This is a genomic window from Bradyrhizobium sp. MOS002, assembly GCF_003020115.1.
Lineage (GTDB): Bacteria > Pseudomonadota > Alphaproteobacteria > Rhizobiales > Xanthobacteraceae > Bradyrhizobium.
The window spans coordinates 123842-138302 of the sequence record NZ_PYFX01000011.1; the positions used below are offsets into that span (position 1 = coordinate 123842).

The window sequence follows — 14461 nt, forward strand, 5'->3', positions numbered from 1 at the left end:
CATGCCCCGTTCGACTGGATGTTGGCGACACAGCCGAACACAGGAGTTAAGCGATGCAGTATTTGCTGATGATCTATCAGAATGAAGCCGAGTACGCGAATATGCGTCCGGCTGCCGGCCAGCAGATGACGGCGGAATATCAGATCTTCACGCAAGGCATCATTCAGAGCGGCAATTTCAAGGCCGGCGATCGTTTGCAGCCGACCACGACCGCGACGACGGTCCGCGTGCGCGACGGCAAGACGCTGACGACCGACGGCCCATTTGCCGAAACGCGCGAGCAGCTCGGCGGCTATTACCTCGTGGAGGCCAAGGATCTCGATACCGCGATCGAGATCGCGTCGCGGATTCCGTCGGCGCGCATCGGCTCGATCGAGGTGCGGCCGATCTGGGTCTACGACAAGTGATGGCGGAGCCGCGCATCGGCGCATGACACTGTCCGAGACCGACAAGATCTTCCGCGACGAGGCGGGGCGGGCGCTGGCCACGCTGATCCGCCTCGTCGGCGATTTCGATCTTGCCGAGGACGCGCTCCAGGACGCCTTTGCGGTGGCACTCGAGCGATGGCCGGCGTGCGAGGTTCCCGACAATCCGCGTGCCTGGCTGGTCAATGTCGCCAAGCACAAGGCGATCGACCGTATCAGGCGCCAGGCCGTCTTCCGCGGCAAGGAGCAGGCGCTCGTGCACGAGCTCGAGCTGAACGCGCAGGCACCCGCCGAGCCGTCGGCGATGCTCGACGACGATATGCTGCGGCTGATCTTCACCTGCTGTCATCCCGCATTTGCGCGCGAAGTCCAGGTCGCGCTGACGCTGCGCACCGTCTGCGGGCTCTCCACGGCGCAAGTCGCGCGCGCCTTCTTGGTCAGCGAAGAGGCGATGGGGCAGCGTCTCGTCCGCGCCAAGCAGAAGATCAGGCTCGCCGGCATTCCCTATGAGGTCCCCGAGCGCGACACGCTGGTGCCGCGGCTCGACGGTGTGCTTGCCGTGATCTATCTCGTGTTCACCGAAGGCTATGTGGCGACCTCGGGTGCGGATTTGATGCGGCCCGATCTTGCGGCCGAGGCGATCCGGCTTGGACGTTTGCTCGACCGGCTGCTGCCCGATCGCGCCGGCATCAAGGGCTTGCTGGCGCTGATGCTGCTGCACGATTCGCGCCGCGCAGGGCGCCAGACCGCCGCCGGCGACATCGTGCTGCTGGAAGAGCAAGATCGTTCGCGGTGGGACCGTGCACAGATCGAGGAGGGTCTGCGTCTCGTGGACGACGCGCTGCGCATGCGCGGCCGGCCGCAGCCCTATGGCGTACAAGCCGCGATCGCCGCGCTGCATGCGCGTGCGCCGAGCTATGAGCAGACAGACTGGCCGCAGATTGCCGGGCTCTACGAAGTGCTGCTGCGCATCAGCCCGTCGCCGGTGATCGAGCTGAATCATGCAGCGGCAATGTCGATGGTCGATGGCCCCGCGCGCGCACTCGATCTCGTGGACGCGACCGCCGCACGCGGTGGGCTTCATGGCTACGAGCTGTTGCCGGCGGTGCGGGCGGATCTATTGCGGCGGCTCGGCCGGAAGGAGGAGGCGCGCGAGGCCTATCGCGCGGCGACGGAGGCGACGCAATTAGAGCCGTTGCGACGGCTGTACGCGCGAAGGATGCGGGAGATGGATTAGTCGCCACATACTCCGTCATTGCGAGGAGCACTTGCGACGAAGCAATCCAGACTGCTTCCGCGGAGGCAGTCTGGATTGCTTCGCTTCGCTCGCAATGACGGGGTGTGGCAGTCGCCGTCACTTCGTCGCGATAGTCGTTGTCTCCTGAGGGAGACTTCCCAGCAGCGCCTGCAAGGTCGACAGTGTCGAGTGATCCGCGACCCCATCCAGTCGCGCCGGGCGGAAATGGCGCTGGAACGCGGTGACGACTTCCATGGTCGCGGCGTCGTATTTGCCGGTGAGGGGAACGCCGTAGCCGTATCTGGCGAGCGCCTGCTGCAGGCTCAGCACCTCGTCGCTGATGGTGCCGAGCATCAGGCTCTCGCCGCGCACCACCGGCGCGGGGGTGACCCAGTGGCCAACGCCGGAATTGGCCAGCGAATGCCACGGAAATTTTTCACCGGGATCTTTCTTGCGCGCGGGCGCCACGTCGGAATGGCCGAGCACCCGGTGCGCGGGCACCTTGCGGCGGAGCATGATGCCGCGGCACAGCGCGATCACGGCGGCGATCTGGCGCAGCGGAAACTCCGGATAGCCCCAGTCGTGGCCGCGATTGACGATCTCGATGCCGATCGAGCAGGAATTAATGTCGTCCTCGCCGGACCAGGACGAGACGCCGGCATGCCAGGCGCGCCTGGCCTCCGGCACGCATTGCACGATGCGGCCGTCTTCCAACACGACATAATGTGCCGACACCTCGGTGCCCGCGGAGCAGAGCCGCGCCAGCGCACCCTCGACGTCGGGCATGCCGGTGTAGTGCAGCACGATCATATCGGGCTGCCGGCCCTTGTTGCGGTCGCCATGGTTCGGTGAGGGGATGATGTCGGAGACGATCGAGGAATCCGGCTCGAACGTCCGCATGTTCGCGGCGGCCTTGGGAACCGGGAGAACACGTTGACGCTTCGAATCAGATCCAGACGGCGTGGACGAACCGGACGACATAAACAGCTCGAGACAAAGAGAGTGTGTGGGCCAAGCCCTTCTCTTTACTATTCCTTTACCCTCCACCGTGCGCAACCGCGCGACGAGGTTAACGGATGCATTTTGGCGCATGTGTGTGGATGAAGCATCACCGCCGCGTCAGCTTTTCGACTTGTCGCGAGCCGATCAACGCTTTCTTAACGCTAAGGGCCGTTACTGAGAGATGAAGAGCCGACCCGCGTCCGGAGGCGGCCAAAGCGTATTTTGGCTCGAAATCCCATGGCTGCCCGACAAGTTCCAAGGGGAATACTGGGTTGGTGGCCCGGGACGACCGGGCACGGTAACCATGTTGGACGGGGGTTGGGTCGTGGAACCGCCGCGACGCGGAATCATGCGAGGCGTTATGAGCTTGTTCGTCCCCGATCTCACTTGGGAGTCCGGCGGGGCGATCGGCAGGCTTGGCGCATGAACTCGGCTCCGCACATCCCCGTTCTTGGCCGTGAGGCCATCGACCACCTCGCCCCACGCGATGGCGGCATTTACATCGACGCGACCTTTGGTGCGGGCGGCTACAGCCGTGCGATTCTCGACGTGCCGGGAACCCGGGTGATTGCCATCGATCGCGATCGTACTGCGATCGCAGGCGGTGCCGAACTGGTCGAACGCTCCGCGGGCCGGCTGACGCTGGTTGAAGATCGCTTCTCCAACCTTGCCGAGGTCTGCGCGGCTCAAGGCGTCGATGACGTCGACGGTGTCGTGATGGACGTCGGGGTGTCCTCGATGCAGCTCGACCAGGCCGGGCGCGGCTTCTCGTTCCGCCTCGACGGTCCGCTCGACATGCGGATGGGGCAGACAGGCCCGACTGCGGCCGATGTCGTGGCGCGCGCGTCGGAAGGCGATCTCGCCGACATCATCTATCTTTTCGGCGAAGAGCGGCATTCGCGCCGCATCGCCCGCGCCGTCGTCGCGGACCGTCAGGAGACGCCGTTCACGACCACGCGCGCGCTCGCCGATCTCGTCGGCAGGGTGGTTCGTTCCAAGCCTGGCGATATTCATCCGGCGACGCGGACGTTCCAGGCCCTGCGCATCTTCGTCAACGAAGAGCTCGAGGAACTCCAGAGCGCACTCATTGCTGCCGAGCGTGTGCTCAAGCCCAGTGGTCGCCTCGTGGTCGTCTCGTTCCATTCGCTGGAAGACCGCATCGTCAAGAATTTCCTCGCCGATCGATCCAAGACGAGTGGCGGTTCACGCCATCTGCCGGAAGTGTCGCAGGCGGTGCCGAGCTTCCAGCTTCTGACGCGGCGGCCGGTGATCGCAGGCGAAGACGAAGTCGCGCATAACCCGCGGGCGCGATCGGCAAAACTGCGCGCCGCCGAGCGCACCTCGGCGCCCGCGCATGACGATGGCGAGCAATCGACCTGGCCAAAACTCTCCGACGTCATGAGAGGTGGCTAGCGCATGCGCTTCATCCACCTCCTCGTCATCGGCGCGCTGATCTTCGCGGCGGCCTATGTCTACCGGATCAAGATGGACTCCACGGCGCGCACCGAAAAGGTGCTGCGGCTGCATGCGGAGATCCGCGAGCAGCGCGATGCGATCGCGGCGCTGCGCTCCGAATGGGCCAAGCTCGATGCGCCCCTGCGCCTGCAAGGCCTGTCCGACCGGCATCTGCAGCTCAAGCCGGTCAACGGCACGCAGTATGATTCACTGAAGAATTTGCCCGAGCGTCCGCCGCGGATGTTCAGGCCGGGCGAGCCGGATCCGATCGGCGCCATGCTCAACACCATCGAAGCCGCGAGCGATCCGGATAATGTGACGGGCTCCGTGCCTCAGCCCGAGGACAAGCCATGAGTGCTGTGACCCCGGCCAAACCTGAAAAGCCGACCGAGCCTTGGCGGCAGCGGCTGATCCGCAGCCTGCTTTATGGGCGCAACGTCGACCGCGCGGCCAAGGCGCGGGCGCGCGTCGGCCTGGCGATGCTCGCCTTCGGCGCGGTCTACGCCCTGATCGGCGGCCGGCTCGTGATGTTCGCGATCGGCGCCGACGCTCACGGCGCGCGCCGCGCCGCGTCGCAGGAGGTGGTCGCGACCGCGCGGCCCGACATCGTCGATCGCAACGGCGCGATCCTCGCAACCGACGTCAAGGCGTCGAGCCTGTTCGGCGAGCCGCGCCGCATCATCGACAAGGACGAGGCGATCGAGCTTCTGACCGCCACCGTGCCTGACCTCGACGAGGCCGAGGTGCGCGAGCGCCTGAAGACGCGCAAGGGCTTCGTCTGGCTCAAGCGCGAGATTACGGCGAAGCAACAGCAGGACATCCACAAGCTCGGCATTCCCGGCATCGGATTCCTGCGCGAGAACAAGCGCGTCTATCCGACCGGCAACGAGGTCGCCCACCTCATTGGTCTGGTCAACATCGACAATCAGGGCATCGCCGGCATGGAGAAGTGGCTCGACAATCAAGGGCTCGCCGATCTCCACCGCGCGGGCTTTGCCACCGACCGGCTGCAAAAACCGATCGAGCTCTCGGTCGATCTGCGCGTCGAGCATGCACTGCGCGACGAGCTCCTGAAGGCCAAGGAGAAATACCACACCAAGGCCGCCTCCGGCATCGTCTCCAACGTCAAGACCGGAGAGATCGTGGCGATGGTCTCGCTTCCGGATTTCGACCCCAACAATCCGAAGGAAGCGCACGACCCCGACCGCATCAATCGCCTGACCACCGGCGTCTACGAGATGGGCTCGACGTTCAAGGCGTTCACGCTGGCGATGGCGCTCGATTCCGGCAAGATCAATTTGAACACGATGTGGGATGCACGGGGAAACCTGCACTACGGCAAGTTCACCATCCATGACAGCCACGCGCTCGGACGTTTCATCAATACCAAGGAAGTGTTCACCTTCTCGTCCAACATCGGCGCCGCGCGGATCGCGCTCGGCCAGGGCGTCGAGGCCCACAAGGCGTTCCTCGCCAAAATGGGCCAGTTGACGCGGCTGCGCACCGAGCTGCCGGAAAGCGCGGCTCCGCTGATCCCTCGTCGCTGGGGCGAGCTGAATACGGTGACCATCGCGTTCGGCCAGGGCATGTCGGTGGCGCCGCTGCAGGCGGTGATGGGCATCAACGCGCTGGTGAACGGCGGCTATCTGATTCCGCCGACCTTCATGAAGCGCACCGAGTCCGAAGCGGCGGCCATGGCCAAGCGCGTCGTCAAGACGGAGACCAGCGACAAGATGCGGTTCCTGATGCGGCTCAATGCCGAAATCGGCACCGCCAAGACCGCCGACGTCAAGGGTTACTACGTTGGCGGCAAGACCGGCACGTCCGAGAAGGTCATCAACGGCCGCTATGCCAAGAAGCGGGTCCTCAACTCCTTCACCGCAATCATGCCCTGCGACGATCCGAAATATCAGATCCTGATCATGCTGGACGAGCCCCAGGCGATTCCCGAAACGAAGGGTTTCATCACCTCGGGCTGGAACGCGGTGCCGACCGGCGGCAAGGTGATCGAGCGGATCGCGCCGCTTTTGGGCGTCGAGCCGCGGTTCGACCTGCCGCCGTCCGAGCGCCTTATTCTTGCAGCATCCAGGACAACCCAGTAATCAACCGGGTGGGCCGTTGCCGCTGCTGAGTCGGGATTTCCCTGCAGATTCGGCGATCCGGTCCGGCATGTCGACTGGAAGACCATGAAGCTGCGCGACCTCCTCGGTCAGGACGTTCAGGGCAATGATGCCGCAATCGAGCCCGCCGTCGCGGCGCTCGACGTGAGCGGTGTTGCCCTCGACAGCCGCGCGGTCAAGCCGGGCGATCTCTTCTTCGCGCTTGCGGGCAGCAAGACCGACGGTGCGCGCTTCATCGATGCCGCGATTGCCGCAGGCGCGGTAGCGGTTGTCGGCGACCATGCGCCTGATGGCTGCAAGGTGCCGTTCATTGCGGTTGCCAATCCGCGCCGCGCGCTGGCGCTGGCCGCGGCAAGATTCTACCCCCGTCAGCCCGCGACCATTGCCGCGGTGACCGGCACCAGCGGCAAGACCTCGGTCGCAGCATTCACCCGGCAGATCTGGGAGCGGCTTGGGCATGCCTCCGCCAGCATCGGAACCATCGGCCTGGTCTCGCCGAAGCGTACCGTCTACGGCTCGCTGACGACGCCCGATCCGATCGCGCTGCACCGGCAGCTCGATGAGATCGCGCGCGAGGGCGTCACGCATCTCGCCTTCGAGGCCTCCTCGCACGGGCTCGATCAATATCGTCTCGACGGCGTGCGCGTGTCCGCCGGCGGCTTCACCAATCTCTCGCGCGACCACATGGATTATCATCCGACCGTCGCGCATTATCTCGCGGCCAAGCTCAGGCTGTTTCGCGAACTTGCCCCGCCGGGTGGCGCGGCCGTGATCTCCGCCGATCATGATTGCTCGGCGGAGGCAATCAGTGCTGCGACATCGCGCGGCTTGCGCGTGATGGCGGTCGGCCGCAACGGCGACGGGGCGGGCGAGGGCATTCGTCTCGCCGGTGCGGAGGTCGAAGGGTTTTCGCAAGTGCTTTCGCTCGAACATCGCGGCAAGCGGTATGCGATCCGGCTGCCGCTGGTCGGCGAATTCCAGATCGAGAATGCGCTGGTGTCGGCCGGCCTTGCCATCGGCACCGGCAGCGACGCCGCAAATGTATTCGCGAGCCTCGAACGTCTCGAAGGCGCCAAAGGCCGGTTGGAGCGCGTCGGCGAGCGCAACGGTGCGCCGATCTTCGTCGACTATGCGCATAAGCCCGATGCGCTGGCGAAGGCGTTGCAGGCGCTGCGTCCCTACGCCAGGCGCAGGCTGGTCGTCGTGTTCGGTGCCGGCGGCGACCGCGATGCCGGCAAGCGTCCGATCATGGGCGAGATCGCGGCTGGCAACGCCGACGGAATCATCGTCACCGACGACAATCCGCGCAGCGAGAAGCCGGAATCGATCCGCGCCGAAATCCTCGCCGCCGCCAAGGGCGCCCGCGAAATCGGCGACCGGGCCGCGGCGATCCGCACCGCGATCGCGGAATTGGAAGATGGCGATGCGCTGCTCATCGCCGGCAAGGGCCACGAGACCGGGCAGATCGTCGGCGGAGAGGTTTTGCCCTTCAGTGATCACGAGGCGGTCGCCGCCGCATTAGCGTCGAGGATTGCATGAGCGCGCCAATATGGACGGTGGCCGAAGTGGCGCGCGCGCTGGGCGCCGCCGGATCGTTCCCGGACACGCCGATCGACTTCGTCACCCAGGACAGCCGGTTGGTGAAGCCAGGCAGCCTGTTCGTCGCGCTCAGCGGCACGCCGAGCGGCGGCTTCATCTCGGCCTTTGCCAGCGCGCGTGACGGCTGGGAGTTCGCGGACAAGGCGGAAGCCTCAGGCGCGGTCGCGATGATCGTGCCGCACGAGATCGCGGGCATCCGCATTCCCCAGATCGTCGTCAAGGACACCCTGATCGACGGTCTCTGGGGCCTTGCGCGCGCGGCACGTGCGCGCTTCAACGGACCGGTGATCGGGCTCACCGGCAGTGCCGGCAAGACCAGCACCAAAGAGTTTCTGGCCGCCTACCCCGGCGCCTATGCCAGCCCGTCGAGCTTCAACAATTTCTGGGGCGTGCCGCTGACGCTGTGCAATGCGCGGCCCGATGCCAGTCTCTGGGTCGTCGAGATGGGCATGAACCAGGCCGGCGAAATCGCGCGGCTCAGCCAACTGACGCGGCCGACGGTGGCGCTGGTCGTCAACGTCCAGCCGGTGCATCTAGAGAAGCTCGGTTCGCTCGAAGCCATCCGCCGCGAGAAGGTGTCGATCGCACTCGGCCTGCCCTCGGAAGGCGTGCTGGTGCTGCCCGCCGGGATCAAGGCGCCGGACTGGAAGGGCAAGGTCATACGCTTCGGCGACAAAGCCGAGGTGCACGAGGTCGCGCACGCGCCGCACGGCGACAGCTGGCAGGTCGTGGCCGCGCTTGGCAAGAAGGAGATCGCGTTCAGCCTGACGCCGGGCGCGCCGCACCGCGTCCAGAACGCGCTCGCCGCGCTCGCATCGATCCGTGCGGCGAACCTCGATGCGGCGACGCTTGCGATCAAGCTCGACCGCGTCGGCATCATGACCGGTCGCGGCGTCGAGCAGGCGGTCGGCGGCGTCACCGTGATCGACGACAGCTTCAACGGCAATCCGGCCAGCGTGGCGGCCGCGCTGCAAAGCCTGCAGGCGCGCAACACGACCGGCGGCCGCCGCATTGCCGTGCTGGGCGACATGCTGGAGCTGGGCGACGGCGCGCCCGGCTATCACACCGACCTCGCCAGGCATCTCGACGGCATCGACGGCGTCTATTGCGTGGGGCCCCTGATGCGTCACCTGTTCGAAGTGCTTCCAGCCGGCAAGGGTCTCGGCTGGCACGACGACCCCGTCACGCTGAAGCCCGGCGAGGTCGCAAATCTGCTGAGGGCAGGCGATGTCGTGGTTGTCAAGGGCAGCAAGAAGATGTTCTGGGTCAACAAGTTTGTGCCGGGCCTAGTGGCCGCCTTGCAGGCAAGGGCGTAAACTGCTTGGAAGGCGCTGTTCCCGAATCTCACCCTTTCCGGCGCGAAGCCGTTCGTTTTCTTTAGAGGTCGCCCGACCCCATGATGAAGACCAGCGAATGCGCGCGAGGCAGGTTGATAAGGCCAAGATCAAGGCGCGTGCAAAGGCGCCATAGGACCGTCTGAATGTTTTACTGGCTGATCGAGCTCTCCAACACATTTCCGGGCTTCGGTGCCGTTCGCACCTTCCTGAACGTCTTCCGCTACATCACCTTCCGCACCGGCGGCGCCGTCGTCACCGGCGCGCTGTTCGTGTTCCTGTTCGGACCCTGGATCATCGACCATCTGCGCATCCGCCAGGGCAAGGGCCAGCCGATCCGGGCCGATGGTCCGCAATCGCATCTGGCCAAGAAAGGCACGCCGACCATGGGCGGGCTGATGATCCTGTCGGGCCTCACGGTCGGCACGGTGCTGTGGGCCAATCCGCTCAACCCTTACGTCTGGATCGTGCTCGCGGTGACGCTCGGCTTCGGCTTCGTCGGTTTCTATGACGATTACCTCAAGGTGACCAAGCAGACCACGACCGGGTTCGGCAGCAAGCTTCGCCTGCTGATCGAGGCGGCGATCGCGCTGGTTGCCTGCTACGCGCTGGTGCGGCTGAACCGCGATCCCGCGTCGACCGCGCTGACGATTCCCTTCCTGAAGGACACCGTGCTGCATTTCGGCTGGTTCTTCGTCATCTTCGGCGCCTTCGTCATCGTCGGCGCCGGCAACGCGGTGAACCTCACCGACGGTCTCGACGGCCTTGCCATCGTGCCCGTGATGATCGCAACCGCGAGCTTTGCGATGATCGCCTATCTCGCTGGCAATGCGGTGTTCGCCGACTATCTCCAGATCAAATATGTCGCCGGCACCGGCGAGCTCGCCGTGCTCTGCGGCGCGCTGCTGGGCGCAGGTCTCGGCTTCCTCTGGTTCAACGCGCCGCCGGCCTCGATCTTCATGGGCGACACCGGCTCGCTCGCGCTCGGCGGCATGCTGGGTGCGATCGCGGTGGCGGTGAAGCACGAGATCGTGCTCGCGGTGATCGGCGGCCTGTTTGTGCTGGAGGCGGTCTCCGTCATCGTGCAGGTTGTGTCGTTCAAGATGACGGGAAAGCGCATCTTCCGGATGGCGCCGATCCATCACCATTTCGAGCAGCTCGGCTGGACCGAGCCGCAGATCGTGATCCGGTTCTGGATCATCTCGGTGATGCTGGCGCTCGCCGGCCTGTCCACGCTGAAGCTGCGGTGACCGCTCGATGATCCCTGTCACGTCCTTTGCCGGCAAGACGGTCGCGGTGTTCGGCCTCGGCGGCTCTGGGCTCACGTCCTGCCATGCCTTGAAAGCTGGTGGCGCCGAGGTCATCGCCGGCGACGACAGCGCCGAGAACGTCGCAAAGGCTGCGCAAGCGGGCTTCATCACGGCTGATCTGCGCAACGTCTCCTGGGCGAATTTCGCCGCGCTGGTGCTCGCGCCCGGTGTGCCGCTGACCCATCCGGTGCCGCATTGGAGCGTGCTGAAGGCGCGCGAGGCCGCTATCGAGGTGATCGGCGACATCGAGCTGTTCTGCCGCGAGCGGCGGCGACACGCGCCGGACGCGCCGTTCGTCGCCATCACCGGCACCAATGGCAAATCGACCACAACGGCGTTGATCGCGCATCTGACCAAGGTCGCCGGCTACGATACCCAGATGGGCGGAAATATCGGCACCGCGATCCTGTCGCTGGAGCCGCCGGGCATGGGCCGCGTCCACGTCATCGAGATGTCGTCCTACCAGATCGACCTCACGCCCTCGCTCGATCCCTCCGTCGGCATTCTGCTCAATGTCAGCGAGGACCACATCGATCGCCACGGCACCATCGCGCATTACGCTGCGGTGAAGGAACGCCTCGTAGCCGGTGTGCAGGCCGGCGGCACCGCGATCGTTGGCGTCGACGACGGTTTTTGCCGCGACATCGCCGACCGGCTCGATCGCGCCGGCAAGAACGTGGTGCGGATCTCGGTCAAGAATCCGCTTGCCTCCGGCATCCATGTCGAGCACGGCACCATCGTGCGCACCGCAGGTGGCGCGCGCAGCGAAATCGCAAAGCTCGGCGGCATCGGCTCGTTGCGCGGCCAGCACAATGCGCAGAACGCGGCCTGTGCCGCCGCCGCCGCGCTCGCGATGGGCATCAGCCTGGACGTGCTTCAGGACGGCCTGCGCAGCTTTCCGGGCCTCGCGCACCGCATGGAGCAGGTTGGTCGCCGCGGCAACGTGCTGTTCGTCAACGACTCCAAGGGCACCAATGCGGACGCCACCGCGCATGCGCTGTCGTCCTTCGGCGATATCTTCTGGATCGCCGGCGGCAAGCCGAAGGCCGGCGGCATCACGGGCCTCACCGGCTACTTCCCGCGCATCCGCAAGGCCTATCTGATCGGCGAGGCCGCGCCGGAGTTTTCCGGCACGCTCGGCACCCAAGTGCCGCACGAGATCAGCCAGACCCTCGACGTCGCCGTCGAGCAAGCCGCACGCGATGCGGAAGCGTCGGGTCTCGGTGACGCGGTCGTCCTGCTGTCACCCGCCTGCGCCTCCTTCGACCAGTATCGCAACTTCGAAATTCGCGGCACCAGGTTCCGCGAATTGGTGCAGGCGCTGCCGGGCGTGAAGCCGGTGGTGTGAGGCGCGCTGCTGGTTCTTGCTCCGCTGTCGTCGCCCGGCTTGACCGGGCGACCCAGTATCCCAGAGGCGGCGCTTGAGCCGAGGGGCTGCGGCGTACTGGATGCCCCGGTCAAGCCGGGGCATGACGGTGTGTTTTGCGGCGACGGCTGAGATCATCTCCAAACACCCGCTATTCCTTAACCACCCGGTAACCAACCTCGGCGACCAATGGACCGTCCTCTGTCCGAAAGCGGCCGCCATGCTCTCCCGTGAAGAACGCACCCCCTTTTCCGAGTGGTGGTGGACCGTCGACAAGCCGCTGATGGGTGCGATCCTGGCGCTGATGCTGACCGGCGTGATCCTGTCGCTGGCGGCGAGCCCGCCGGTTGCGACCCGCATCGGGCTCGATCCCTTCCACTTTTTCAGCCGTCACGTGCTGTTCCTGGTGCCGTCCTGCATCGTGCTGCTCGGGGTCTCCTTCCTGTCGCCGCGCGCGATCCGCCGCAGCGCGCTGATCATCTTCGCGGTCAGCATCATCCTGATCGTGCTGACGCTCGCGATCGGCCCCGAAGTAAAGGGCTCGCGGCGCTGGATCACGCTGCTCGGCCTCAACATCCAGGCCTCCGAGATCGCAAAACCGTCGTTCGTCGTCATGGCCGCCTGGCTGTTCGCGGAATCCACTAGGCGGCCAGAAATGCCGGCGACCTCGATGGCGCTGGTGCTGCTCTTGATGCTGGTCTCGCTTCTCGTCATGGAGCCCGACTTCGGCCAGACCATGCTGATCCTGATGGTGTGGGGCTCCCTGTTTTTCATTGCGGGCATGCGGATGATCTGGGTGTTCGGGCTCGCCGGCCTCGGCGCCGCCGGACTGTTCAGCGCCTACCTTTTTGTTCCCCACGTCGCCGGCCGCATCAAGCGCTTCATGAATCCGGCCTCGGGCGACACCTTCCAGGTCGATACCGCCATGGAGGCTTTCTACAACGGCGGCTGGTTCGGGCTCGGACCGGGCGAGGGTATTGCCAAGCGCAGCCTGCCGGACAGCCACACCGACTTCGTGTTCGCGGTTGCCGCCGAAGAGTTCGGCATCATCCTGTGCCTCGCGATGCTGGCACTGTTTGCTTTCGTCGTGATCCGCACGCTGTCGCGCGCCTATGCCAACGAGGACATGTTCTCGCGCTTTGCGGCGTCGGGCCTTGCGATCCTGTTCGGCGTGCAGGCCGCGATCAACATGTCGGTCAATCTCCAGCTCATCCCTGCCAAGGGCATGACGCTCCCTTTCATCTCCTATGGTGGCTCCTCGATCGTGTCGCTGGCCTATGGTGTCGGCATGATGCTCGCGCTGACGCGGCTGCGCCCGCGCACCGAAGTCGAGGCGAGCGGCCACGCCGAGGCGATGCGCAGCTACGCGTAGCTTTTCGTCATTGCGAGGAGCAAAGCGACGAAGCAATCCAGGCTATTTCCATGGAGGCAGCCTGGATTGCTTCGCTTCGCTCGCAATGATGGGAGAGACATTGTAAAAGCTATCTTTATGGACACCTCCCCCCTGATTCTTCTCGCCGCGGGCGGCACCGGCGGCCATCTGTTTCCGGCCGAGGCGCTCGGGGTCGAGCTGATCCGGCGCGGATACCGCGTCCGCCTCGTCACGGACGAGCGCGCGCTGCGCTACAGCGGCCTGTTCACCAAGGACATGATCGATGTCGTCTCGAGCGAGACCGCGCGTGGACGCAATCCGCTGCAGCTCGCCTATGCCGGCCTGACGCTCGCCGCCGGCACGCTGTCCGCCTACAGCCTGATCAAGCGATTGAAGCCGGTCGCCGTCGTCGGCTTCGGCGGTTATCCGACGCTGCCGCCGCTGGTCGCGGCGAAATTCGCCGGCGTGCCCGGCATCATCCACGACGCCAATGCCGTGCTCGGCCGCGCCAACCGGTTCCTGTCGAGCCGCGTCCGCGCCATAGCGACGTCGTTGCCCGGCGTGCTCGACCGCGATCCGGCGCTATCGGGCAAGACCACGATGGTCGGCACGCCGATGCGCCCGGCGATCCTCGCGGCGGCTGGCGTGCCATATGCTGTGCCTGAAGTGAACGGCCCGCTGCGCCTGCTCGTCGTCGGCGGCAGCCAGGGCGCGCGTATCATGGCCGACATCGTGCCGGGCGCGATCGAGCGCCTCGAGCCTGCACTGTGGAGCCGGCTCGTCCTCACCCAGCAGGTGCGCGACGAGGACATGGCGCGCGTGCGTGCGGTCTACGACAGGCTGAAGATCAAGGCCGAGCTTGCGCCGTTTTTCACCGATCTGCCGGCACGGCTCGCCTCCAACCATCTGGTGGTGTCGCGCTCAGGCGCCGGCACCGTGGCCGAGCTCGCCGCGATCGGGCGGCCCTCGATCCTGGTGCCGCTGCCGGGCGCGATCGACCAGGACCAGTTCGCCAATGCCGGTGTGCTGGCCAAGGTTGACGGTGCGATCCGCATTCCGCAGACCGAGTTTTCCTCCGATCGCCTCGCCGCCGAGATCTCCGCCTTCGCCGCCGAGCCCGCGCGTCTTGCCGCCATGGCCGAGGCCGCCCGCGGCGCCGGCCGGCTCGACGCGGCTGAGCGGCTGGCCGATCTGGTGGCCAAAATCGCGGGAATCTGACGCGAAAAAGCCCTTGTCTTCGC

Annotated in this window: 12 protein-coding genes; 11 read left to right on the top strand and 1 reads right to left on the bottom strand. The window is 65.8% G+C overall.

The window, feature by feature from the left end; genetic code table 11:
* Positions 1-53: 53 nt before the first annotated feature.
* Both C7G41_RS26830 and C7G41_RS26835 read left to right on the top strand, forming a co-directional pair.
* On the top strand, positions 54-407 hold the full coding sequence (locus C7G41_RS26830; protein WP_106945337.1) for a YciI family protein: 354 nt from the start codon (positions 54-56) through the stop codon (positions 405-407).
* A 22-nt stretch (positions 408-429) separates the two neighbouring features.
* Positions 430-1662, top strand: coding sequence for an RNA polymerase sigma factor (locus C7G41_RS26835; RefSeq protein WP_106945338.1), 1233 nt, complete (start codon positions 430-432; stop codon positions 1660-1662).
* Between the two features lie 117 nt (positions 1663-1779).
* On the opposite strand, the gene C7G41_RS26840 is transcribed toward C7G41_RS26835, so the two are convergent.
* Positions 1780-2562: an N-acetylmuramoyl-L-alanine amidase gene (locus C7G41_RS26840; protein WP_106945339.1), complete on the bottom strand. Its 783-nt coding sequence runs from the start codon at positions 2560-2562 to the stop codon at positions 1780-1782.
* 525 nt (positions 2563-3087) lie between these two features.
* Between C7G41_RS26840 and rsmH the strand changes: the two genes are divergently transcribed.
* The 9 genes from rsmH (at position 3088) to murG (ending at position 14438) form a co-directional block, all read left to right on the top strand.
* Complete coding sequence (gene rsmH, locus C7G41_RS26845) at positions 3088-4077, top strand: 16S rRNA (cytosine(1402)-N(4))-methyltransferase RsmH (RefSeq protein WP_199198629.1); 990 nt, start codon at positions 3088-3090, stop codon at positions 4075-4077.
* A gap of 3 nt (positions 4078-4080) precedes the next feature.
* The gene (locus tag C7G41_RS26850; protein WP_007600843.1) at positions 4081-4473 is read left to right on the top strand and encodes a hypothetical protein; all 393 of its coding nucleotides are present in this window, start codon (positions 4081-4083) and stop codon (positions 4471-4473) included.
* Positions 4470-6221 (top strand): penicillin-binding protein 2, encoded by a 1752-nt coding sequence (locus C7G41_RS26855; RefSeq protein WP_199198630.1) that lies wholly within the window; start codon positions 4470-4472, stop codon positions 6219-6221. The genes C7G41_RS26850 and C7G41_RS26855 overlap by 4 nt, the downstream gene beginning before the upstream one ends.
* Before the next feature lie 84 nt (positions 6222-6305).
* The gene (locus C7G41_RS26860; protein WP_106945341.1) at positions 6306-7778 is read left to right on the top strand and encodes a UDP-N-acetylmuramoyl-L-alanyl-D-glutamate--2,6-diaminopimelate ligase; all 1473 of its coding nucleotides are present in this window, start codon (positions 6306-6308) and stop codon (positions 7776-7778) included.
* Positions 7775-9154 (top strand): UDP-N-acetylmuramoyl-tripeptide--D-alanyl-D-alanine ligase, encoded by a 1380-nt coding sequence (gene murF, locus C7G41_RS26865; RefSeq protein ID WP_106945342.1) that lies wholly within the window; start codon positions 7775-7777, stop codon positions 9152-9154. The genes C7G41_RS26860 and murF overlap by 4 nt, the downstream gene beginning before the upstream one ends.
* A gap of 164 nt (positions 9155-9318) precedes the next feature.
* The gene (gene mraY, locus C7G41_RS26870) at positions 9319-10422 is read left to right on the top strand and encodes a phospho-N-acetylmuramoyl-pentapeptide-transferase (RefSeq protein ID WP_106945343.1); all 1104 of its coding nucleotides are present in this window, start codon (positions 9319-9321) and stop codon (positions 10420-10422) included.
* Between the two features lie 7 nt (positions 10423-10429).
* Positions 10430-11830, top strand: coding sequence for a UDP-N-acetylmuramoyl-L-alanine--D-glutamate ligase (gene murD, locus C7G41_RS26875; RefSeq protein ID WP_106945344.1), 1401 nt, complete (start codon positions 10430-10432; stop codon positions 11828-11830).
* Between the two features lie 238 nt (positions 11831-12068).
* Positions 12069-13220: a putative lipid II flippase FtsW gene (ftsW, locus tag C7G41_RS26880; RefSeq protein ID WP_106945345.1), complete on the top strand. Its 1152-nt coding sequence runs from the start codon at positions 12069-12071 to the stop codon at positions 13218-13220.
* Positions 13221-13337: 117 nt separating this feature from the next.
* Positions 13338-14438, top strand: coding sequence for an undecaprenyldiphospho-muramoylpentapeptide beta-N-acetylglucosaminyltransferase (murG, locus tag C7G41_RS26885; protein ID WP_106945346.1), 1101 nt, complete (start codon positions 13338-13340; stop codon positions 14436-14438).
* Positions 14439-14461: the final 23 nt, after the last annotated feature.

Bases quoted from the DNA above. Each gene is read 5' to 3' on its own strand.
- C7G41_RS26830 (WP_106945337.1), top strand. From the start codon at position 54: ATGCAGTATTTGCTGATGATCTATCAGAATGAAGCCGAGTACGCGAAT.
- C7G41_RS26835 (WP_106945338.1), top strand. From the start codon at position 430: ATGACACTGTCCGAGACCGACAAGATCTTCCGCGACGAGGCGGGGCGG.
- C7G41_RS26840 (WP_106945339.1), bottom strand. From the start codon at position 2,562: ATGCGGACGTTCGAGCCGGATTCCTCGATCGTCTCCGACATCATCCCC.
- rsmH (WP_199198629.1), top strand. From the start codon at position 3,088: ATGAACTCGGCTCCGCACATCCCCGTTCTTGGCCGTGAGGCCATCGAC.
- C7G41_RS26850 (WP_007600843.1), top strand. From the start codon at position 4,081: ATGCGCTTCATCCACCTCCTCGTCATCGGCGCGCTGATCTTCGCGGCG.
- C7G41_RS26855 (WP_199198630.1), top strand. From the start codon at position 4,470: ATGAGTGCTGTGACCCCGGCCAAACCTGAAAAGCCGACCGAGCCTTGG.
- C7G41_RS26860 (WP_106945341.1), top strand. From the start codon at position 6,306: ATGAAGCTGCGCGACCTCCTCGGTCAGGACGTTCAGGGCAATGATGCC.
- murF (WP_106945342.1), top strand. From the start codon at position 7,775: ATGAGCGCGCCAATATGGACGGTGGCCGAAGTGGCGCGCGCGCTGGGC.
- mraY (WP_106945343.1), top strand. From the start codon at position 9,319: ATGTTTTACTGGCTGATCGAGCTCTCCAACACATTTCCGGGCTTCGGT.
- murD (WP_106945344.1), top strand. From the start codon at position 10,430: ATGATCCCTGTCACGTCCTTTGCCGGCAAGACGGTCGCGGTGTTCGGC.
- ftsW (WP_106945345.1), top strand. From the start codon at position 12,069: ATGCTCTCCCGTGAAGAACGCACCCCCTTTTCCGAGTGGTGGTGGACC.
- murG (WP_106945346.1), top strand. From the start codon at position 13,338: ATGGACACCTCCCCCCTGATTCTTCTCGCCGCGGGCGGCACCGGCGGC.